Consider the following 21,628-nt stretch of genomic DNA (forward strand, 5'->3'; position numbering starts at 1 on the left):
TGCCCTGACCACGGGTGGGCGGGCGGGCCGCCCGCCCACCCCCTTCCGGTACGAGGAGAGCCATGTCCGAGGTCCCCCCTGCCCAGAACCAGCCGACAGCCGCACCGGAAGCCCCCGGGGACGGCGCGTACGACTACGACGTCATCGTCGTCGGCTCCGGCTTCGGCGGCTCCGTCTCGGCGCTGCGCCTCACCGAGAAGGGGTACCGCGTCGGCGTCCTGGAGGCGGGCCGCCGCTTCACCCCCGCCACCCTGCCGAAGACCTCCTGGGACCTGCGCAACTACCTCTGGGCGCCCGCCCTCGGCCTGTACGGCCTCCAGCGGGTCCACCTGCTCGGCAACGTCATGGTCCTGGCCGGCGCGGGGGTGGGCGGCGGTTCCCTCAACTACGCCAACACCCTGTACGTACCGCCGCCGGCGTTCTTCCAGGACAAGCAGTGGGCGTCCATCACCGACTGGCGGGCCGAACTCGCCCCGTACTACGACCAGGCCAAGCGGATGCTGGGGGTCCGCCTCAACCCGACGATGACCCCCTCCGACGTGCACCTGAAGGCGACCGCCGAGGCCATGGGCGTCGGCGACACCTTCCACCTGGCGCCGGTCGGCGTCTTCTTCGGCGACGGGCGGGACGCGGACGGCGCCACCCGGGCCGCCCCCGGCGACGAGGTGCCCGACCCGTACTTCGGCGGAGCCGGCCCCTCCCGACGGGCCTGCACCGAGTGCGGCGCGTGCATGACGGGCTGCCGGCACGGCTCGAAGAACACCCTGACGGAGAACTACCTGTACCTCGCCGAGAAGGCCGGCGCGGTGATCCACCCGATGACGACGGTCACCGAGGTCGCCGAGGACGGCCGCGGCGGCCACCGCGTCACGACCGTGCCGACGGACCGGCGCAAGGCCGCGCCGCGCACGTACCGCGCCCGGTTCGTCGTCGTCGCGGCGGGGACGTACGGCACGCAGACGCTCCTGCACCGGATGCGCGACCGGGGGCTGCTGCCGCGCCTCTCCGACCGCCTGGGCGAGCTGACCCGCACCAACTCCGAGGCGCTGGTCGGCTCACAGACCACCGACCGCCGCTACCGCAGGCGCCACGGTCTGCCGAGGGTCGACTTCAGCCAGGGCGTGGCCATCACCTCGTCCATCCACCCGGACGCGAACACCCACATCGAGCCGGTCCGTTACGGCAAGGGCTCCAACGCGATGGGCTCCCTGTCGATCCTCCAGGTGCCGCTGGCGAGGAACCGCGTCGCCGCCTGGCTCGGCAACGTCGCCCGCCACCCCGTGCGGACGCTGCGGTCCCTCTCCAACCACCGTTGGTCGGAGCGGACCATTATCGGCCTCGTCATGCAGTCGCTCGACAACTCGCTGACGACCTACCGGAAGCCCGGCGGCATCGGCAAGGGCCTCCTCACCGCCCGCCAGGGCCACGGCTCGCCCAACCCGAAGCAGATCCCGGCGGCGACCCGGGCGGCGACCCTGCTCGCCGAGGAGATCAACGGCTTCGCCGGCTCCAACGTCGGCGAGCTGATGGGCACCCCGCTCACCGCCCACTTCCTCGGCGGCTGCGCGATCGGCGCGACCGCGCGGGACGGCGTCATCGACCCGTACCACCGCCTGTACGGCCACCCCGGCATCTCCGTCGTGGACGGCGCGGCCGTCTCCGCGAACCTCGGGGTGAATCCCTCCCTCACCATCACGGCGCAGGCGGAACGCGCGATGTCGCTCTGGCCCAACAAGGGCGAACCGGACCCGCGTCCGGAGCAGGGCACGGGCTACCGGCGGCTGACGCCCGTCGCACCGAAGTCCCCGGCCGTCCCGCCGCACGCCTTCGCCGCCCTGAAGCTGCCCTTCCTCGGCTTGCCGAAGGTCCCCCCGAAGGCCACTTCGAACGAGGACCCCGCGAAGGACTGAAGCCGTGAAGGATTGAAGCCGTGAAGGGTCTCCGGGCCCGGGCGCCGTGAAGGACGGACCTCCGAAGGACCGAACCCCCGAAGGGCTGGTGTCCCCGCAGGGACGGAACGCCCTGCACGGGCGGGGCCGGCGACGGCGGCGGAGGGCGGAGACACGAGAGAGGCGCTGCACCCCCCTCCGAGTGCAGCGCCTCCCTGGTTCAGCGGGTGTCCCGTCAGGCGGTGGCACCGTTGTTGCGGCGCTTCAGCGCGAAGACCACACCGGCACCGGCGACGATGGCGACGCCACCGGCGATGCCGATGGTCGGCAGCATCGAGCTGGAACCGGTCTCGGCGAGGCTGCCGGTCACCGGCAGCTCGGACAGCTCACCCTGCGGGTTCGGCTTGTTGCCGGGCTTGCCGGGCTTGGGCTCGGCGTCGTCGACGTCACCGGGCTTGGTGCCGGCGGCGAGGATGTCGAAGTCGTAGATGTTGACCTCGCCGTACTCGCAGACGTTGCCCTCGGTGACGTTGACGCCGAGGGTGAACGCCATGCCGAAGCCGGCCGGGGCCTTGGCGTCGACCTTGAGGCGCATCGGGGCGTCGGCGTACTCGCCGGCCTTCAGGGCGGTCTGGCCGAAGTAGCCCTCGACGTCGTCGATGGTCTCGAAGCCGTCGCCCAGGTCGACCTGGATGGTGACGAAGCCGGAGATGTCCTCGAAGGACTCCCCGTCGACCGCCTCGGCCGCGACGTACGCCTCGACCTGCTCGAAGTCCCGGTCGGACTTGTTCGTCACGCGGAACGTGAAGTTCTTCCAGCCGGAACCGGCGACGACCTTCGAGGGCATGCCGCGCAGCTCGGTGTGGACGTCGGCGCTGTCCGCGTCCTCGCAGGCGCCCGGGCCCTCGTCCTCGGAGGGCGACGGCGAGGCGCTCGTGCCGGTCGACGGCGTGACCGACGGGCTCGGGCTCGCCGAGGGCGACGCGGTGCTGCTGCCGGACGGCGCCGGGGCGGTGGTCGTCTCGTCCTCGGCCGGGGTGGTCGCGGTCTCGTCGCCGGCCGGGGTGGGCTCCGCCGACTTCGTCTCCTCCTCGGAGGGGGACGGGGACGCGGACGCGTCGGCCTCCACGGACGGCGTCGGGCCCGTCGCGAACGCGGCGGCCGGGGCGACGAGGAAGGCGGCGGGGGTGATGACGGCGGTCGCGGCGGCGACAGCCATGGCACGGCGAAGCTTCACGTGGGAGACCTCAGGGTCCGGGGTGCCGCCGGATGCGACACGAATGCGGTGTGGGGCCTGTGCCCGTGCGTGACGGGTATGGCCTTGGTTTCGCATACATGACCCGCGACCCCGCGCATTGGTTGCCCGGGTCCTGACAAGATCTTTATGTGTCCTGCGTCACGTGCCCCGAACACCTGGACGCCCGGACGCCCGGAGGCCTGGACGCCCGGAGGCCTGGACGCCCGGAGGCCCCGACCGGCCGGTCGGCGGCGGGGCGGGGCCCGGGTCGGCGGCCGGCGGTCAGGACTGCGCCGGGGCCGAGCGCGGCGCCGGGGGTGGGGAGGGTGCGCCGCGCGGGGGAGGTGGGGTCGGGGAGAGGACCCGCGGTACCGCGGAGGAAGCGGCCGCGGCACCGCGAGGAAGGAACCGGCCGGGGAGGGGCCGGGGAGAGCTGCGGAGGGCCGTGGGGACGAGGCTGCCGGAAGGGGGGAGTGCGGGGACGGGCACAGGACGGGACGGTCCGGTGCGGTCGGCTCCGGGCGTCCCCGGGGCCGACCGCTCTTGGGGTGACCGGGCTGCTGTCCCCTGCCGTCCGGTCACGCACGCTGGAGCGAGGTCCCACGGCGCACCCAGCGGTGCGCCACACGCTCCAGCGGAGCCACGCGTGGTGTGCTGCGGCCCGCCCCTGGCTGGCACGGACAACGGGACCAACGAGGCGGTGTGGCCCGGGTCACGCTCCGTACGGGTGAGAGGCCGGCCGGACGTCAGACGCGTCCCCGGCACAGCTCCAGCACGGTCATCGCCAGGGCAGTGCCCGGCCGGCCGAGGGCGTCCCGGTAGCGGGCCAGGACCTCGGTCTCACGGGCGAGGTTCACCCGCCGCCCGCCGGACGCGATGCGGGCCTCCTGGATCACGGTGGAGACGGCCATGCGCTCCTGGATGAGGCCGATGATCCGGTCGTCGAGCGCGTCGACGCGTTCACGGGCGCCGGCGATCAGTTCGGCGGCGTCGTCCGTCCGCGCGCCGGTGACCTCGGCGGTGGTCCTGTCGGCGGCCCTGGCGGGCCGGGCCGTGGCGGTCCGGGTCGTGGTCGTGGCGGTCCGGTCGGGGGTGGACGTCGGGGTCATCGCTGGGGCTCCTCGTGTCGGGCGGGGCCCCGGGGCGGCGTACGGCCCGGTGGAGACGACAGACGCCCCGGGCCTTGTCGGCCCGGGGCGCCTGGTGAAGTCGTCAGTTGCTCAAGCAGCACGACCACGGCAGCCGGACCAGCCGGTGCCATAGGTAAAGACGAAGGTCGTGTGCGCGCGCATGGCGGCAAGTATGGACCCGCGGGCCGTGCCGGTGCCAGCCGCGTCCCCGGGCGGTTCGGATGGTGAGACGAAAGAGACCGTCGGCCGCGCCGGTAGAATTGACTGATACCGACCCCTCCCACCGCCGGAAGGCCGCCGTAGTGTCATCAGCGACCCCCGCTGCCGCCTCGACCGACACCAACCCGGACGCAGTCCTCGTTGTCGATTTCGGCGCGCAGTACGCCCAGCTCATCGCCCGCCGCGTCCGTGAGGCCCGGGTCTACAGCGAGATCGTCCCGTCCACCATGCCGGTGTCCGAGATGCTGGCCAGGAACCCCAGGGCGATCATCCTCTCCGGCGGTCCCTCCTCCGTGTACGAGGAGGGCGCGCCCCGCCTCGACCGCGCGCTCTTCGAGGCCGGCGTCCCCGTCTTCGGCATGTGCTACGGCTTCCAGCTGATGGCCGAGACCCTCGGCGGCACCGTCGACAACACCGGCGCCCGCGAGTACGGCCGCACGCAGCTGCAGGTGACGAGGAACGGGTCCACCCTCTTCGAGGGCACCCCCGGCGAGCAGTCGGTGTGGATGTCCCACGGCGACGCCTGCTCGGCCGCGCCCGAGGGCTTCGCCGTCACCGCGTCCACCGACGTCGTGCCGGTCGCCGCCTTCGAGAACGACGAGAAGAAGCTGTACGGCGTGCAGTACCACCCCGAGGTGATGCACTCCACGCACGGCCAGCAGATCCTGGAGCACTTCCTCTACCGGGGCGCGGGCATCGAGCCGTCCTGGACGACGGGCAACGTCATCGAGGAGCAGGTCGCCGCGATCCGCGAGCAGGTCGGCGACAAGCGCGCCATCTGCGGTCTGTCCGGCGGCGTCGACTCCGCCGTGGCCGCCGCGCTCGTGCAGCGGGCCATCGGCTCCCAGCTCACCTGCGTCTACGTCGACCACGGCCTCATGCGCAAGGGCGAGACGGAGCAGGTCGAGAAGGACTTCGTCGCCGCGACCGGCGTCCAGCTGAAGGTCGTCGACGCGCAGGAGCGCTTCCTCGCCGCGCTCGCCGGGGTCTCCGACCCCGAGGAGAAGCGGAAGATCATCGGCCGTGAGTTCATCCGCGTCTTCGAGCAGGCGCAGGCCGAGATCATCGCGGACGAGGGCCCGGCGGTGGAGTTCCTCGTGCAGGGCACGCTCTACCCGGACGTCGTCGAGTCCGGTGGCGGCACCGGCACGGCCAACATCAAGTCCCACCACAACGTCGGCGGCCTCCCCGAGGACCTGGAGTTCCAGCTCATCGAGCCGCTGCGCAAGCTGTTCAAGGACGAGGTCCGCATGGTCGGCCAGGAGCTCGGCCTGCCGGAGGAGATCGTCCAGCGGCAGCCGTTCCCCGGCCCCGGCCTCGGCATCCGCATCGTCGGCGAGGTCACCAAGGAGCGCCTGGACCTGCTCCGCGAGGCCGACGCCATCGCCCGCGAGGAGCTGACGGCGGCCGGTCTGGACCGCGACATCTGGCAGTGCCCGGTCGTCCTCCTCGCCGACGTCCGCTCGGTGGGCGTGCAGGGTGACGGCCGCACCTACGGCCACCCGATCGTGCTGCGCCCCGTCTCGTCCGAGGACGCCATGACCGCGGACTGGACGCGCATGCCGTACGACGTCCTCGCCCGTATCTCGACGCGCATCACCAACGAGGTCAAGGACGTCAACCGCGTCGTCCTCGACGTCACCAGCAAGCCCCCGGGCACCATCGAGTGGGAGTGACCCCACCCCGCCCGTACGCGGCCGCCGTCCACCCCGTGGGCGGCGGCCGCGGCCGTTCCCGGCCCGCCGGCGGGCGGACGGACGGTCCGGCGGCCGCCGCCGGCGCGGCGCGGCGGTATGGCGGCCCGGCGGCCCAGTGCCCCGGTGGCCCGGCTGCCGGTGTCCCGGTGGCCGGAAGCGTCCCGGCGGTCGGCGGTCGGCGGAGTGGCGTTCCTGCGCGGCCCGGCGGCTTGGCGTCCCGGCGGCTTGGCGTTCCGGGGACTGGTGGCCGGCGTTCCGGTGCCCCGGTGGCCGTCGTTCCGGCACTCCGGCCGTCCGGCCGGTGAACCGGTGGTCCTCGTCGCGCGTACTCCAGGGGCGGGTCGGAGGCGGCCGCGAGGCGGAGGAACGAGGGCGGGCACATGGCACACACGGTGGACGGCCGCGGCGGGCGGGCCCTCGGCGCACGGGGCCGCGGTCCGCGGCGGGAGGCCGCCGCGCGGTACGCGCTCCTGCCGCTGCGGGTCTTCCTCGGTGTGACCTTCGTCTACGCGGGCCTCGACAAGCTCACCGACGCGCGGTTCGCCGCCGCGTCCGGCGCCGGATCGGTCGGCGAGCTGATGCGGTCCGTCCGGGACGCCTCGGCCGTGCCGTGGCTGGTGGACCAGGCGCTGCGCGACCCCGCGCTGTTCGGGTACGCGATCGGCGCCGCTGAGGTCGCCGTCGGGCTCGGCACGCTCGCCGGGCTCCTGGCGCGGGTGGCCGCGGCCGGCGGGGCGCTGATCTCGCTGAGCCTGTGGCTGACCGTCAGCTGGCAGAGCGACCCGTACTACTACGGCAACGACCTGGCCTATCTGATGGCCTGGCTGCCGCTGGTGCCGGCCGGGGCGCCGGTGCTCTCCCTCGACGCGGCCCTCGCGGCGCGCCGGCGCCGGACCCGGTAGCCGGCCCAGGCGGCCGCAGCGGCGAGCCCCAGGCCGCCGCCGAGCAGCGGGACCACCGTGTACCAGGCGGGCTCCCAGGAACCCGCCGCCCCGCCGCCGTACACGACGGCCACGACCAGGCCCGTGAGGCCCACGACCAGCCGGCCCGGCCGGAACTCACCGCGCGGCACGGGCCACCTCCACCAGTCCGACGGCGATCCGCAGATCCAGGACGAGGGTGCCGCCGGGCGCGGTGCCCGCGGCCGGGGCGACGGTCCGGGTGACGTCCCGGTCCAGCCCGACGCCGATGTCGTCGGCGCCCCGGCCGGTCCCGGTCTGTCCGGTCGGGGCCCGGTCGGTCCCGGTCCGGTCGGTCGGGGTGCCGTCGGGCCCGGTGGGCGGGGCGGGCCCGGCGGGCGCGGCGGGCGGCTCGGCCGGTGGGAGCCGTACGTCGCCGAGGTCCGCGTGGCCGTGCACCCGTACCGTCGCGTCCGCCGGCACCGTGACGGCCAGGCGGCCCGCCCCGACCTCGGCGGCCACCCGGACCGTGCGGCCCGCGGGGACGTCCAGCGCGGACAGGTCGAGCGTGCCGACGCCGGTGCCGAGGGCGTAGCGGGGCCGTACGTCCGCGACCGACGCCGGCCGCCATTCCACCTGCGTCCAGTCCGTACCGATCTGCCGCGGCAGCGCCGAGGCACCCGCCAGGAGGAGCGCCGTCACCACCGTCAGGAAGACCGTGCCGGCCCCGGTACGGCCCACGAACGCGCTCACCACCAGGCCGAGCGCGAAGACGGCCAGCGCGCACGCCAGACCGGTCTGCAGGGCCGTGGCGAGCGGATGGCCGACCCAGGTGGACGCCGTACCGGCGGCGCCCGCCGACAGCGCGAGGAACAGCACGGGGCCGCCGAGGGAACGCCGTCCGCGCCGCGCCGCGCGTGTCGGGCGGTACCAGGGGGAGCCGTCCCGAGGGCCGTCCACGGGGCCCCAGAGATAGCCGACGGGCACGGGACCCGTCGAACCGTCCTTCACGATCGGGTCGCGCCACCAGGAGGGCGCGTCCGGCGGCGGCGGGGCCTTCGTCTCGGGCGGCGCCTCGGCGCCCGCCGCGTGCGCCGCGGCCGCCGCGGCGGGCTCCTGCCCTTCGGGGTGGCGCCGCCGCTGGGACCAGACCGCCGCGCCGCCCGCCGCGCAGGCCAGCAGGATGGCGAAGCCGATCGCGTCGCCGTTGGCGCCCAGCATCGACAGGAACAGCCCGCAGCCGACCAGCGCCATCAGCACGGCGGTGAGGGAAGCGCCGTCCACGCGGCCCGTCAGCAGGCGCCGCGCCTCGTTCTCGTCCTCGCCGTCGGCGGGCACGGCCAGCCAGGCGAAGCCGTAGAAGATCAGTCCGATGCCGCCGGCCGCGGCGAGCACGCCCGTCACCACCCGGAAGACCACCGGGTCGACGTCGACGTGCCGGCCGAGCCCGCCGCACACCCCGGCGACCACCTTCTGCCGCCGGGTACGGCGCAGCGGTGGGTGCTGCGGTGGGGCCCCGGGCGCCTCCGGAGGGGCGGGCGTCGCGCTCGTCATACGACCATGGTGACCGCCCCGCCCCCACGACGGCACCCGTACCGACCCTGGCCGACCCCTGATCTTCCCCGGGCCTCGCCCCTCCCGCCGGCCTCGCCGGCCCCGGCCCGCCCTCGGCTTCCGGCCCTCCTGGCCCTGGCCCCAGGCTCCCGGCTTCTGGCCCTCATGGCCCCTGCCCCGGTCTTCCGGCCCCTGCCCCCGGCCCCTGCCCCCGGCCCCCGGCCCCTGCCCTGGGCCCGGCCGGCCCCTGGCTGGAACGCCGCCGCCGTGCAGCGCGCCCTGGACCGCCAGGACACAGCGCCCGGGCCAGCCGGCGGCGGGCCCCGGCCCCTGCCCCCGGCCCCTGCCCCGGGCCCGGCCGGCCCCTGGCTGGAACGCCGCCGCCGTGCAGCGCGCCCTGGACCGCCAGGACACAGCGCCCGGGCCAGCCGGCGGCGGGCCCCGGCCCCTGCCCCCGGCCCCTGCCCCGGGCCCGGCCGGCCCCTGGCTGGAACGCCGCCGCCGTGCAGCGCGCCCTGGACCGCCAGAACACAGCACCCGGGCCAGCCGGCGGCGGGCCCCGGTTCCTGGTCCCGGAGCCTGGCCCCCGGCCCCCTGGCGGGCCCCAGCCCTCTGGCGCCGGGCCTCGCGCCGCTGGTACTTCCGGCCCCGGGCCCTCAGCCCCCGGGAGCCCGGCTCCCGCCCTGGGGCCTGCCCCTGTGGGGGCGCCCGGCTCTGCCCCCCGGTCCCTGCCTGTGGGCCCCGGACCCGTGGCCCCCGTGGCGGCCTGGCCCTCGCCCCGCGGCCCCCGCGCGACCCCCGGCCCCCGGACCTGTGGCCCCCGCGTGCCCCCCGGGATTTCGACCCGTGACCCCCGGCCCCGCCCGGGCGCCCGGCGCCTGCCCCAGGCGGCTCCGCCTGGCGCCCGGCCCGCCCCGCCCTTCACCCGCGGCCGGGGGCCGCCCAGCGTGCGGGTCCCGGGGCCTGGGACCGGCTTCCGGGGTCCCGGCCCCGGTCTGCCCGGGGGCCGTGCTGACGGGTGAGGGGCCGGTGGGGGCGTGGGGGGACGGTGGCGAGGCCGGGGGTGGGGTTCTCAGGGTCGGGGTCAGGGGCGGCCCTGATGTTCGCGGGGCGGGGGCGTGTGACGATCGGACCATGCCAGTCGCCGCCCGCCCGCCCGAGACGACCGAGGACCCGCCCGTGCGCCGGCTCTACCGGAGCGCCGACGGGCGGATGCTCGGCGGGGTCGCGCGCGGGCTCGCCGGGCACCTCGGGCTGCCGGTGGTGTGGGTGCGGCTGACGTTCCTCGGACTGTTCCTCGCCGACGGGCCGCTGTGCGTCCTCCTCTACGCCGCGTTCTGGATCGCCGTCCCCCTCGGGATCGGCGGCCGGTCCACCGAGCCGCGCACGGTGTTCGCGACCACGCCCGACGGGCGGCGCCGCCTGCGCAGGCCCGACCGGGGGCAGGTGGTGGCGCTGGTCGCCCTGCTGGCCGGGGCGGCCGTGTTCGTCGGCACGGTCGACCTGGGTGGCGAGGCGAACCGGTACGTGTGGCCGACCCTGCTCGTCGGCGTCGGTGTCGTCCTGGTGTGGCGGCAGGCGGACAACGCCCGCCGGGCCCGCTGGAGCGACTCCGGGCGCCGCAAGCGGCTGTTCCAGTTGGCGCGCGGCCTCGCCGGGGTGGCCCTGGTCGGCATGGGGCTGACGGTCTTCCTGGTGGTGCGCGGCTCGGCCGCCCAGCTCGGTACGGCGCTGACGGCCGCGATAGCCGTGCTGGCCGGGATGGCGCTGCTGGCCGGGCCCTGGCTGGTGCGGATGTCGCAGGACCTGTCCGAGGAACGGACGATGCGCATCCGCGCGCAGGAGCGGGCCGAGGTGGCCGCCCACGTCCACGACTCGGTGCTGCACACGCTCACCCTGATCCAGCGCAACGCCGAGGACCCCGCCGAGGTCCGGCGCCTCGCGCGGGCCCAGGAGCGGGAGTTGCGGAACTGGCTGTATCGGCCCGAGGGCACCGGGAAGGACGAGGCCGAGGAGCCGGAGACGCTCGCCGAGGCGGTCAAGAGGGCCGCCGCCGAGGTGGAGGACAAGCACGGCGTGCCGCTGGAGGTGGTCGTCGTCGGCGACTGCCCGCTCGACGAGGGCCTGGCCGCGCAGATGCAGGCCGCGCGCGAGGCGATGGTCAACGCCGCCAAGTACGGTGGCGTGGGCGGTGCCGTACAGGTGTACGCGGAGGTCGACGGCCGTACGGTGTTCGTCTCCGTACGGGACAGGGGGCCCGGCTTCGATCTGGACGCGGTCCCCGCGGACCGCATGGGCGTACGGGAGTCGATCATCGGGCGGATGCGCCGCCACGGCGGCACCGCGCGGGTGCGGTCGGCGCCGGGCGACGGCACCGAGGTGGAGCTGGAGATGGACAGGGCGCAGGAGGCGGACGGATGACGGAGACGGGTGGACCGGTGGACGGACAGGCGGGCGGACCGGCGGGCGGACAGGCGGGCGGACCGGCGGGTGGGGTTCCGGAGCAGCGCCGGGTGCGGGTGGTGCTCGTCGACGACCACCGGATGTTCCGCACGGGCGTCCAGGCCGAGATCGGGCGGACGGAGGAGACGGGCGTGGAGGTCGTCGGCGAGGCCGCCGACGTCGACCAGGCGGTCACCGTCATCACCGCGACCCGCCCCGAGGTGGTCCTGCTCGACGTGCACCTGCCGGGCGGCGGCGGGGTGGAGGTGCTGCGCCGCTGCGCGCCGCTGATGGCGGCCGCCGAGTCCCCCGTGCGGTTCCTGGCGCTGTCCGTGTCGGACGCCGCCGAGGACGTCATCGGGGTGATCCGCGGCGGCGCCCGCGGCTACGTCACCAAGACCATCACCGGCGCCGACCTGGTCGACTCCGTCTTCCGGGTGCAGGAGGGCGACGCGGTGTTCTCACCGCGCCTGGCCGGCTTCGTGCTGGACGCCTTCGCGTCGACGGACGCCCCGCCGGTCGACGAGGACCTCGACCGGCTCACGCAGCGCGAGCGCGAGGTGCTGCGGCTCATCGCGCGCGGCTACGCGTACAAGGAGATCGCCAAGCAGCTGTTCATCTCGGTGAAGACCGTCGAGTCGCACGTCTCGGCGGTGCTGCGCAAGCTCCAGCTGTCCAACCGGCACGAGCTCACCCGGTGGGCGACGGCACGCCGACTCGTCTGACGGCGCCGGCGCCACGCGCGCCGCCGAGCCGAGCCACCGCCCCGCCGAGCCGCGCACCGCGCGCAGCCGAGCCGCGCCCAGTCCGGCCGAGCCGCGCCCAGCCCAGCTGAGCCCGCCTAGGCCGGCCCCGCCGAGCCATTGCCCCGCCGAGCTCGGGGCCAGCCGTGCCGAGCCCGGGCCAGCCGTGCCGAGCCCGGGCCGGCCGTGCCCAGCCGTGCCACCGCCGGGCCGCGTCCAGCCGTGCCCAGCCGTGCCACCGCCGGGCCGTGCACAGCCGCGCCGGCGCCGTACCCCCACCACCCCCAGCCCCCAGCCCCCACCCCTCACCCCCTCGCCCCGCGGCCGTTTGTGGCGCGATCGGTGGGAATGTGCGGCAACCCGCTGGGCCCCGGCGCCCTCCTACGAGCCGTGATGAGCCTGACGGGTACGCCCTTCTTCGTGACCGCGGTCGCCCTCGCGGTGGTGGCTGTCGTGGTGCCGTTCGTGTGGTGGGGCCGGGTGCGCGGGCCGCTCCTGGTCCGGGGTCTGGCACGGCTCGCGATGGTCGGCTTCGCGCAGGTCACCGCGATGCTCGTGGTGTTCCTCGCGGTGAACGACGCCAACGGCCTGTTCAGCGACTGGGACGACCTGCTCGGCCGGCAGGACAACGTCCGGTCGGCCGACGACCTCGGCCCGGACGGGCTCGGCGGCCGCAGGGTCGCCGACCTGCCGAAGACCCGGCAGACGTTCCGGCCCGTCCCGGCGTCCACCGACGGCCGGCTCAGGACCACGCTGCTGGAGGGGCAGGTGTCCGGCGTGAGCGCCGAGGTGTACGTCTGGCTGCCGCCGCAGTACGACGACCCCGCCTTTCGGAACGTCGAGTTCCCCGTGGTGGAGCTGTTCTCCGGCTTCCCCGGCACCCCCTCGTCGTGGTTCGCCGGGCTGCGAGTGACCGAGCAGCTGGAGCCGCTCATGCGGGACGGCCGGGTCGCGCCGTTCATCCTCGTCTCGCCGCGCACCAAGCTCCTCGGCGACGCGGACGCGGGCTGCGCCAACGTTCCCGGCGTCGTCAACGCCGAGACGTGGGTCAGCGTCGACGTGCGGAAGATGGTCACCGACAACTTCCGCGCCGTGGAGACGCCCGACGGCTGGGCCGCGGCGGGCTTCTCGGCGGGCGGGCACTGCGCGGCGAAGGTCGCGCTGGCCCACCCCGACCGGTACCGGTACGCGGTGAGCATGTCCGGGTACAACGACCCGGCCGCCGAACCCGCCTCGATCGTCGGCAGGGACGAGCGGCTGCGGAAGGCCAACGACCCGCTCACCCTCCTGCGGACCGCGCCCACCCCGCCCCGCCTGACCCTGCTCTACACCGGCGACGGCGGTGACGGCTACCAGCAGGGCCTCGACCTGCGGGCCGCCGCACAGCCCCCGACCCGCGTCGAGGTGCGCCGCGTCGTCGGTGGGCACCGGACGTCCACCTGGGCGGAGGAGGTGCCGGAGGTCTTCACCTGGCTGACGCGCCGGCTGGAGGGCGCGGGCACGGCGGCGCACCGCCGGTGACCTGACCCCGGGCCTGCGGTGTGGGGTTCCACGAGCGACACCGGCCGCCGCAGCGGGGGACCCGCGGTTGTGTGTCGACGGCCTCGGTGCTCTCCCCCCACCGACGGCGGCCGGACGCCGCGAGACGACACCCACACAGCGGTCACCGGTACGGCCACCGGCCACCGGTCGACGCCGACGCGCCGGACAGGCGTCTCCAGGCGAGGCGGTCGGGCGACAAGTCGGTGGCCCGTCCTTCGGCGACGACGTCGCGACGCGGAGCCTGCCGGGGGCGCGGGGGTCAGCCGACGCGGGTGGCGGCCGCCCAGGGCATCGAGTCGACGGGCGCGATCCGCACCGTCGAACCGCTGCGCGGGGCGTGGATCATCCGCCCGTCGCCGATGTAGATGCCGACGTGGCTGAGGCCCGGGTAGAAGAAGACCAGGTCACCGGGGGCCAGTTGGTCCCGCGGGACGCGCCGTCCGGCGTCGACCTGCGAGTACGTGGTGCGGGGCAGGGACACCCCGGCGGCCCGCCAGGCGGCCTGCGCCAGGCCGGAGCAGTCGTACGACGACGGGCCGGTCGCGCCCCACCGGTACGGCCGGCCGATGGCGCCGTACGCGTAACCCACGGCCCGCGCGGCCCGGGGCGTCGGCGCCCGCAGGGAGTCCGCCGCCGGGCGTTCCACCGCGGGGCGCTCCGCCGGGGCGGTGCGGGCCGCGCGCCCCGCGCCCCCGCGCCCCCCGCCGGCGGTCTCGGCGGCCTCGTACGCGGCCCGCTGCTCGGTGGTGAGGCGGGAGAGCAGCAGCCGGGCGGCGGCGAGCCGGTTCTGGACGGTGGTCTTGTGCCGGTGCGCCTCCGCCTGCCGCGTCCGCAGCTCCCGCGCGTGGTCGGCGGCCTCGCTGCGCAGTCGGCCGATCTCGACCACCTGGCCGCGCAGCGCCGCGATGTCGACGGTTTGCCGGTCGCCGATCCGCTCGGCGAGGGCGGCGCCGCGCAGGTACGCCTCGGGGTCGGAAGAGAACGCCAGCCGCAGGGCGGGGCCGAGGCCGCCGCCGCGGTACTGGGCGGCGGCGGTCGCGCCGAGGGCGTCACGCGCGGCGGCGAGCCGCTCGGTGCGCCGGGCCGCCTCGTCCTGGAGGGCGTCGAGCCGGTCCCGGGCGGCATCGGCCTGCTCCCTCGCGCCGTTGTACCGCTCGGTGGCGGCCTCCGCCTCGCGGTACAGCCGGTCGACCTCCGCACCGGCCGGCGCGGGGGCGGGGCGGGGGGCGGCGTGCCCGGCCCCGTCGAACGCGGTGGCCGTCGCCGCCCCGGCCAGCGCGAGGGTGGCGGCCCTGCGGCCGGCCCGTCCGCCGAGCGGGCGCTGCCTGGGCTTGCGGTGCGCTGCCACGAGGGCGCTCACTTCCCTTCACATCACGTCACGTCACGGCCGGACGCGGCCGTCGACCGGCACACGGGGAGGCTCCGCCTCCGGCGGGTGGCCGGTGCGGGCCGGCCGGGGGCCCGATGGGGCCGGACGGAGGCCGGACGAGGTCGGTGCCTGGGGGAGGACGCTAGGCGCGGGCGGCGGTGCGGAGTGGGCGAGTGACCGCTATTGGCCACGGCTGTGGGTTCCGGGGCGGAGTGTGGCCGCCGGCATGCGCGGAACCTGTCATTCCGCATCAGCCGTGACCGATGTACCGGAACAGGCCGACCTGGCCGACGGGCGATGGTAAGGCCACGATTAGGCTCCGCCCCATGAACGTGCTCATCAACGTCTTCGTCGCCCTGCACATCCTCGGTATCGCCGCGCTCTTCGGCGGGTTCCTGACCCAGGTGAAGGCGATGCGGGCGGGTACGGCCCGCATGATTCCGGCCATGCTGCACGGCGCGCTGACCATGCTGGTCACCGGTATGGCCCTGGTCGGGCTGAACCAGGCCGAGGGCGCGACCGTCGACAACGTCAAGATCGGCGTGAAGCTGGCGCTGCTGGTCGTGATCCTCGGCCTGGTCTACGTCAAGCGGGACGACGAGCGGGTCGGCACGGGCGCGTTCGCCACGGTCGGCGCCCTCACGGCGGCCAACGTCTTCATCGCCACGCTCTGGACCTGACGGCCCCGCCACCCGTCGTGCGGAGCCCCCGCCACCCGTCGTGCGGAGCCCCCGCCACCCGTCGTGCGGAGCCCCCGCCACCCGTCGTGCGGAGCCCCCGCCACCCGTCGTGCGGAGCCCCCGCCGCTCGCCTACGGAGCCCGGCCCGCGCCGCCCGTCGTGCGAGCCGGAGCCGGCCCCGCGGCGGGCGTCACGCCGGGCGGGCGACCCCGGCCACCTCCGTGGGGGAGAGCGGCTCCGCGCGGACGCCCGCCCCGGGGCCCGGCGCGTGGATGACCGTGCCGTCGCCGGCGTAGATCCCGACGTGACCGGGCTGCCGGTCCAGGAGGACCAGGTCGCCCGGGAGCAGCTCCTCCGCCGCGACCGGCCGCCCCGCCGCCAGCTGCTCCGCGGCGGTGCGCGGCAGCTCCACGCCCGCCGCCTTCCAGGCGGCCCGGGTCAGCCCGGAGCAGTCGTACGAGGACGGGCCGCTCGCGCCGCGCACGTACGGCTTGCCGAGCTGCGCCCGGGCGAAGGCGAGGACCTTCGCCGCCTCGGCCGCGTACCCGGACCGGTCCACGACGCGCGCGGCCCCGACGGCGCCGTCCACGTCGGCACCCCGGGCCGTGCTGACGGTCCCGGTCGTGTCCACGGTCCCGGCCATGGCTGCGGCACGGGGGCCGCCACCGGCACCGGTGCCCGTACGCGTGCCCAAGTCCAGATCCGTCGCGGTCGCGGTCGCCGTGTCGGTGCCGGTGCCGGTCGGGCAACCCGGTCCGGCCGGCCCCTCCGCCCCGGCGACCCCGTCCGCCGGAGCCGGAGGGAGCTCCGGTACCGACGGGGCGGGCGTCTGCCACGGCCGGCCCTCCCAGGCGGGCCCTCCGGGCCCCTCCCAGGCCCGTCCCGCCGGCGCCGCGCCGGGCACCCGGTGCCCCGCGTCCGCGGCCCGGGCCACCAGGGCGCGCGCTCCGGCCAGTTTCGCCTGCACGGTCCGCTTCGCGGTGCGCACCGCCGCCCGCGACACCGCCGGGGACTCCGGCACCGGAGCCGCGACCACCCCGGCACCTTCCGAAACCGGAACCGGAGCCGGAGCCGGAGCCGGAACCCGGTCGGGCGCGGGCGCGGGCGCCGGACCGGGCGCGTCGAGGAGCCGGCCGCGCACCGCACCGCCCTCCCGCGCCCCGCCGCCACCACCGCCGCCGACGCGGTCGCCGGGCCGTGGCGGCTCGACGGCCGGCCCGGGCGCGGGGTACGCCGGGTGCGACGGGTAGCGCTGGGCGGCCGTGCCGGCCAGCCGGTACAGGTCGTCGACCTTGCGCTGCACCTCGTCGACGGTGGGACCGCCGCCGGGCCCCGGGGCGGCGACGGCGGGACCGGCCGCCGCGGGCTGGCTGGACAGCAGCGTCACGGAGGCGAGGGCGGCCGTCGTGAACCCGACGGCGGGGGAGTGGGCACGTACCGTACGGGCGGTGGTGCGGTCGCGCGGCTTGCGATGCGACGCCAAGGGTCGGCATCTCCTTCCGTGGACCGCCTGCCGGGAGAGCCGTCGGGTGGCTGGGTGCGGGCGCGGATGCGGAAGGTGCCCCACGGTCCCGCCGCGGGCGGCGGCGTGCACCGGTCCACCCCGTCCTGCTGGGTGGTCTCCCCGGCTCCCGGTGGCCGCGCGCCGGCCGTGGGCGGGCAGGCGGGGGCGCGCCGGGAACGGCGGCGGCGGCTCGATCGGCGGGGGTCGCCGAAAAGGGGGACGGGCCGCTTGGGCGAGCACGCTAGCCAACCTGTGGCGGCGCTGTGAAGGTCACCGAGCGATATGCCCGATACGTTTCCGTGACCTCGCGCAGGGTGACCGGGCGTGGCACTCGGTGAGGCAGGCGGTTCCGCCCCGGCTTGTCGGTGGGTCCGCCTAGACTCGGTAGGCGATGAGCAGCCTCTTTGACGACAGCTTCCTGGCGGACCTCCGCAACCACCCCGCGGACGAACCACCGCCGCCCGAGGACTCCGAGGCCACCCCGGCCGCGGAGGAGGTCCCGCACGACCTCTTCGGGGGGAAGTTCGACGTGCCACCGGCCCGGGACCCGTACTACCGGGACGGCTCGCCGCGCCCGGTCGTCGACCCGGAGGCCCTGCTCGACGGGTTGAACGAGCAGCAGCGCGCCGCCGTCGTCCACACCGGTTCGCCGCTGCTCATCGTCGCCGGCGCCGGCTCGGGCAAGACCCGCGTCCTCACGCACCGCATCGCGCACCTCCTCGCCACGCGGAACGTCCACCCGGGGCAGATACTCGCCATCACCTTCACCAACAAGGCCGCCGGCGAGATGAAGGAGCGGGTCGAGCAGATCGTCGGCCCGCGCGCCAACGCCATGTGGGTGATGACCTTCCACAGCGCGTGCGTCCGCATCCTGCGCCGCGAGTCCAAGCGGCTCGGCTTCACGTCGTCGTTCTCGATCTACGACGCGGCCGACTCCAAGCGGCTCATGGCCCTGGTCTGCCGGGACCTCGACCTCGACCCCAAGCGGTACCCGCCGAAGTCGTTCAGCGCCAAGGTCTCCAACCTGAAGAACGAGCTGATCGACGAGGAGACCTTCGCCGACCAGGCCGCCGACGGTTTCGAGAAGACCCTCGCCGAGGCGTACCGGATGTACCAGGCGCGGCTGCGCGAGGCCAACGCCCTGGACTTCGACGACATCATCATGACGACGGTCCACCTGCTCCAGGCGTTCCCGGACGTCGCCGAGCACTACCGCCGCCGCTTCCGGCACGTCCTCGTCGACGAGTACCAGGACACCAACCACGCGCAGTACACCCTCGTGCGGGAGCTGGTGGGCGAGGGGTCCGAGGACCTGGGCCCGGCCGAGCTGTGCGTGGTGGGCGACGCCGACCAGTCGATCTACGCCTTCCGCGGCGCCACCATCCGCAACATCCTCCAGTTCGAGGAGGACTACCCGGAGGCGACGACGATCCTGCTGGAGCAGAACTACCGCTCCACGCAGACGATCCTGTCCGCGGCCAACGCCGTCATCGAGCGCAACGAGAGCCGCCGCCCCAAGAACCTGTGGACGAACGCCGGCACCGGCGCCGGCATCACCGGGTACGTCGCGGACACCGAGCACGACGAGGCCCAGTTCGTCGCCGACGAGATCGACCGCCTCACCGACAGCGGCGAGGCGAAGGCGGGTGACGTCGCGGTCTTCTACCGGACCAACGCCCAGTCCCGCGTCTTCGAAGAGGTCTTCATCCGCGTCGGCCTGCCCTACAAGGTCGTCGGCGGCGTCCGCTTCTACGAGCGCAAGGAGGTCCGGGACGTCCTCGCCTACCTGCGCGTCCTGGCCAACCCGGAGGACGCCGTCCCGCTGCGCCGCATCCTCAACGTCCCCAAGCGCGGCATCGGCGAGCGCGCAGAGGCCATGGTCGAGGCGCTGGCCCTGCGCGAGCGGATCACCTTCCCGCAGGCCCTGAAGCGGGTCGACGAGGCGTACGGCATGGCGGCCCGCTCGGCGAACGCCGTGAAGCGCTTCAACCAGCTCATGGACGACCTGCGCACGATCGTCGAGTCCGGCGCGGGCCCGGCGGTCGTCCTGGAGGCCGTCCTGGAGCGCAGCGGCTACCTCGCGGAGCTCCAGGCGTCGACCGACCCGCAGGACGAGACGCGCATCGAGAACCTGCAGGAGCTGGCGGCCGTCGCCCTGGAGTTCGAGCAGGAGCGTGGCGAGACCGACGGTGAGGACGCGCCCGCCGCGGGCACGCTCGCCGAGTTCCTGGAGCGGGTGGCCCTCGTCGCCGACTCCGACCAGATCCCGGACGACGACGAGGAGGGCTCCGGCGTCATCACCCTCATGACGCTGCACACGGCGAAGGGTCTGGAGTTCCCCGTCGTCTTCCTGACCGGCATGGAGGACGGGGTCTTCCCGCACATGCGGGCCCTCGGCCAGACCAAGGAGCTGGAGGAGGAGCGGCGCCTCGCCTACGTGGGCATCACGCGCGCCCGGGAGCGGCTGTACCTGACGCGCTCCTCGATGCGCAGCGCGTGGGGCCAGCCCTCGTACAACCCGCCGTCGCGGTTCCTGGAGGAGATCCCGGAGCAGCACGTGCAGTGGAAGCGCACGGGCCGGACGTCCGCCGCGCCCGCGGGCGCGGTCGGCCCCGCGTCCGGTGTCGCCGCCTCCCTGTCGGCGTCCCGCTCCCGCGGCGGCCCGTCCGGTTTCGCGACGCGCCGCACGGCGGACAAGCCGGTGGTCGCGCTGGCGGTGGGCGACCGGGTGACGCACGACCAGTTCGGTCTCGGCACGGTGACGGCGCTGACGGGCACGGGCGGGGACACCCAGGCGACCGTCGACTTCGGCGACGGCAAGCCGAAGCGACTGCTGCTGCGGTACGCGCCGGTCGAGAAGCTGTGAGGGCGTCGGCCCGGCCGGGTGCGTCCCGGCCGGGCCGACGTGCGTCCGGGCGGGCGTAGGCGCGGGCCGGCCCGCGCAGGTTCGGGCGGGCGTAGGCGCGGGGCCGTGTCGGGCCGGGGCGTACGAGCGGGGCGGGTGCGGGCGGTGCGGTCGGGTGCGGGCCGTACGGCCGGAGCCGTGCCGGCCGGGGCCGTACGCCGTCATGAGGCCGGGAGCCGGGGCCGGGGGGCGTGCGGGGTGCGCCGGTGTGGGAGCGGGGGGTCAGCCCCGGGGGTTGAGACCGTGGCTGCGGAGCCACGACTCCGGGTCGATCGCGGCGCCGCCGCCCGGCCGGACCTCGAAGTGCAGGTGCGGGCCGGTGGAGTTGCCGGAGTTGCCCGAGTAGGCGATGACGTCGCCCGCCTTGACCGGACCCGAGCGGATCTTGGCGCTGCTCAGGTGGCAGTACCAGGTCTCGGTGCCGTCCTTCGCGGTGACGATGACCATGTTGCCGTACGCGCCGTTCCACTGCGTGCGGACGGTCCCGTCGGTCGCCGCCATCACGGGCGTGCCGTACTGGACGGGGAAGTCGATCCCGGTGTGCAGCGACATCCAGTTGACGCCGGCCTGACCGTAACCGGCGCTGAGCTGGCGGAGTGCCACCGGGAGCGCGAACTTGGGGCGCATGGCCTCGCGGCGCTTCGCCTCCTCCTCGCGCTTCTTGCGCTCCGCCTCCTGGCGGGCCTTGAGGTCGATGCGCTCCTGCGTACGGCTGGCGCGGTCGCTGAAGTCGAGGGCCTCGGCGTCGAGCGCGGCGAGCTGCGTGTCGAGGGCGCTGTTGGCGACGACCGGCTTCACCGCGACCTGGTCGGCGGCGGACACGGCCTTGCCGTCGTCCTTCGCCTCCGCCTCGGTCAGCCCGCTGACGGACGCGGCCGCGATCCCCGCGACACCCATCACGCACGCCGACGGCACGGCGACCGTCAGCAGCGCGGACCGCCGCGCCGGGGTGCGCCGCCGGCCCCGGGTGCCGCCCGCGCGGCGGACCGGGCGGGGCGCGACGGGGGGCGTCGCGGTCACGGGCTCGTCGAAGGTCTCCGTCGACGGGCCGCCGTCCTGCTCCGGCTCCCATGCGTCGCCGGCCTCGGGCGCGTCGTCGAACTCCCCGTCGACGGCGGCGAACTCCTCGCCGGCGTCACCGAACCCGCCGTCAGCCGGGGCGTAGTCGCCCGTCGCGGCGTAGTCGTCGGTGCTCGGATAGTCGCCGGTGGTCGCGTAGTCGCCGGTGGTGGAGTAGTCGTCCGTCGTCGCGTAGTCGCCGGCCGGGGCGTAGTCGTCGGCGCCCGAGTAGTCGTACTGCTCGGGGACGAACGCCTCGGCGGGGGCGGCCTCTTGGGGCGCGGGGGCGCCGGTGTCGGACGGGGCGTTCCAGGCGGTCGCGTCGTAGGCGCCCGTCTCGAAGGACTCGACGCCCGACGTGTACCACTGGCCGGTCGTGTCGTAGGTGGCCGTCGTCGCGGCGTACTGCCCGCCGTCCTGCGGCTGCGTCCACGTGGAGGTGTCCCACTGGCCCGACTGGTCGGGGTACGCGGCGTATCCGGCGGTGTCCGTCCACTGCGAGGTGTCGTACTGGCCGCTGTGCCCGGCGTCGTAGCCGCCCGGGACGGTGCCGTAGAGGGGGTCGGCCGTCTGGTAGGCGCCGGTGTCGTACGCACCGGTGTCCAGGGGGTGGCCGGTGTCGTGGACGCCGGTCCCGTGACTGCCGTCCTGCAGACCGAACTGGCCGGTCGTGAAGCTGCCTGTGGCGTACGCGTCGTCTCCGACGTAGCCGGCGTGGGGGTGCTGGTCGTTCACCAACTTCTCTCTCGCCTCGGCAGC

General features: G+C 75.6%; 14 protein-coding genes. 8 read left to right on the plus strand and 6 right to left on the minus strand.

From position 1 onward, the window contains the following. The first annotated feature begins 62 nt into the window (after positions 1–62). Positions 63–1,910 (plus strand): GMC oxidoreductase, encoded by a 1,848-nt coding sequence (locus tag NRO40_RS18280; protein ID WP_058942730.1) that lies wholly within the window; start codon positions 63–65, stop codon positions 1,908–1,910. A gap of 214 nt (positions 1,911–2,124) precedes the next feature. Here NRO40_RS18280 and NRO40_RS18285 read toward each other — a convergent pair whose 3' ends face one another. Further along, positions 2,125–3,126 (minus strand): LPXTG cell wall anchor domain-containing protein, encoded by a 1,002-nt coding sequence (locus NRO40_RS18285; RefSeq protein ID WP_157901880.1) that lies wholly within the window; start codon positions 3,124–3,126, stop codon positions 2,125–2,127. Positions 3,127–3,872: 746 nt separating this feature from the next. After that, positions 3,873–4,235 carry a chorismate mutase gene (locus NRO40_RS18290; RefSeq protein ID WP_058942732.1) on the minus strand — a complete coding sequence of 121 codons (363 nt, stop codon included), beginning with the start codon at positions 4,233–4,235 and terminating at the stop codon, positions 3,873–3,875. A gap of 323 nt (positions 4,236–4,558) precedes the next feature. Between NRO40_RS18290 and guaA the strand changes: the two genes are divergently transcribed. Both guaA and NRO40_RS18300 read left to right on the plus strand, forming a co-directional pair. Then, complete coding sequence (gene guaA / locus NRO40_RS18295; RefSeq protein WP_058942733.1) at positions 4,559–6,151, plus strand: glutamine-hydrolyzing GMP synthase; 1,593 nt, start codon at positions 4,559–4,561, stop codon at positions 6,149–6,151. Positions 6,152–6,552: 401 nt separating this feature from the next. Next, on the plus strand, positions 6,553–7,074 hold the full coding sequence (locus NRO40_RS18300; protein WP_079047137.1) for a DoxX family protein: 522 nt from the start codon (positions 6,553–6,555) through the stop codon (positions 7,072–7,074). A gap of 156 nt (positions 7,075–7,230) precedes the next feature. Here the strand turns inward: NRO40_RS18300 and NRO40_RS18310 are convergent, their stop codons facing one another. After that, entirely contained in the window at positions 7,231–8,625 is a 1,395-nt protein-coding gene (locus NRO40_RS18310; RefSeq protein ID WP_058942734.1) for a PspC domain-containing protein, read from the minus strand. Positions 8,626–9,759: 1,134 nt separating this feature from the next. On the opposite strand from NRO40_RS18310, the gene NRO40_RS18315 reads away from it, so the two are divergent. The 3 genes from NRO40_RS18315 to NRO40_RS18325 all read left to right on the plus strand — a co-directional run bounded on the left by NRO40_RS18315 (position 9,760) and on the right by NRO40_RS18325 (position 13,331). Further along, the gene (locus NRO40_RS18315) at positions 9,760–11,046 is read left to right on the plus strand and encodes an ATP-binding protein (protein WP_058942735.1); all 1,287 of its coding nucleotides are present in this window, start codon (positions 9,760–9,762) and stop codon (positions 11,044–11,046) included. Beyond that, a complete protein-coding gene (locus NRO40_RS18320; RefSeq protein ID WP_079047139.1) occupies positions 11,043–11,792 on the plus strand; it encodes a LuxR C-terminal-related transcriptional regulator in 750 nt (249 codons plus the stop codon). The genes NRO40_RS18315 and NRO40_RS18320 overlap by 4 nt, the downstream gene beginning before the upstream one ends. 411 nt (positions 11,793–12,203) lie before the next feature. Continuing rightward, the gene (locus NRO40_RS18325; RefSeq protein WP_058942736.1) at positions 12,204–13,331 is read left to right on the plus strand and encodes an alpha/beta hydrolase; all 1,128 of its coding nucleotides are present in this window, start codon (positions 12,204–12,206) and stop codon (positions 13,329–13,331) included. A gap of 280 nt (positions 13,332–13,611) precedes the next feature. Here NRO40_RS18325 and NRO40_RS18330 read toward each other — a convergent pair whose 3' ends face one another. Then, positions 13,612–14,700 (minus strand): C40 family peptidase, encoded by a 1,089-nt coding sequence (locus NRO40_RS18330; RefSeq protein ID WP_058942769.1) that lies wholly within the window; start codon positions 14,698–14,700, stop codon positions 13,612–13,614. Positions 14,701–15,047: 347 nt separating this feature from the next. Between NRO40_RS18330 and NRO40_RS18335 the strand changes: the two genes are divergently transcribed. Next, on the plus strand, positions 15,048–15,401 hold the full coding sequence (locus NRO40_RS18335) for a hypothetical protein (RefSeq protein ID WP_058942737.1): 354 nt from the start codon (positions 15,048–15,050) through the stop codon (positions 15,399–15,401). A gap of 190 nt (positions 15,402–15,591) precedes the next feature. Here NRO40_RS18335 and NRO40_RS18340 read toward each other — a convergent pair whose 3' ends face one another. Further along, entirely contained in the window at positions 15,592–16,884 is a 1,293-nt protein-coding gene (locus tag NRO40_RS18340; protein WP_058942738.1) for a C40 family peptidase, read from the minus strand. A gap of 412 nt (positions 16,885–17,296) precedes the next feature. Between NRO40_RS18340 and pcrA the strand changes: the two genes are divergently transcribed. Continuing rightward, entirely contained in the window at positions 17,297–19,771 is a 2,475-nt protein-coding gene (gene pcrA / locus NRO40_RS18345; RefSeq protein ID WP_058942739.1) for a DNA helicase PcrA, read from the plus strand. Between the two features lie 261 nt (positions 19,772–20,032). Here pcrA and NRO40_RS18350 read toward each other — a convergent pair whose 3' ends face one another. Then, positions 20,033–21,604, minus strand: a complete 1,572-nt coding sequence (locus NRO40_RS18350; protein WP_058942740.1) for a M23 family metallopeptidase — start codon at positions 21,602–21,604, stop codon at positions 20,033–20,035. Positions 21,605–21,628: the final 24 nt, after the last annotated feature.

Source organism: Streptomyces changanensis (genome assembly GCF_024600715.1).
Classification (GTDB): domain Bacteria; phylum Actinomycetota; class Actinomycetes; order Streptomycetales; family Streptomycetaceae; genus Streptomyces; species Streptomyces changanensis.

Bases quoted from the DNA above. Each gene is read 5' to 3' on its own strand.
- NRO40_RS18315 (WP_058942735.1), top strand. From the start codon at position 9,760: ATGCCAGTCGCCGCCCGCCCGCCCGAGACGACCGAGGACCCGCCCGTG.
- NRO40_RS18335 (WP_058942737.1), top strand. From the start codon at position 15,048: ATGAACGTGCTCATCAACGTCTTCGTCGCCCTGCACATCCTCGGTATC.
- NRO40_RS18320 (WP_079047139.1), top strand. From the start codon at position 11,043: ATGACGGAGACGGGTGGACCGGTGGACGGACAGGCGGGCGGACCGGCG.
- pcrA (WP_058942739.1), top strand. From the start codon at position 17,297: ATGAGCAGCCTCTTTGACGACAGCTTCCTGGCGGACCTCCGCAACCAC.
- NRO40_RS18310 (WP_058942734.1), bottom strand. From the start codon at position 8,625: ATGACGAGCGCGACGCCCGCCCCTCCGGAGGCGCCCGGGGCCCCACCG.
- NRO40_RS18325 (WP_058942736.1), top strand. From the start codon at position 12,204: ATGAGCCTGACGGGTACGCCCTTCTTCGTGACCGCGGTCGCCCTCGCG.
- NRO40_RS18290 (WP_058942732.1), bottom strand. From the start codon at position 4,235: ATGACCCCGACGTCCACCCCCGACCGGACCGCCACGACCACGACCCGG.
- NRO40_RS18300 (WP_079047137.1), top strand. From the start codon at position 6,553: ATGGCACACACGGTGGACGGCCGCGGCGGGCGGGCCCTCGGCGCACGG.
- NRO40_RS18280 (WP_058942730.1), top strand. From the start codon at position 63: ATGTCCGAGGTCCCCCCTGCCCAGAACCAGCCGACAGCCGCACCGGAA.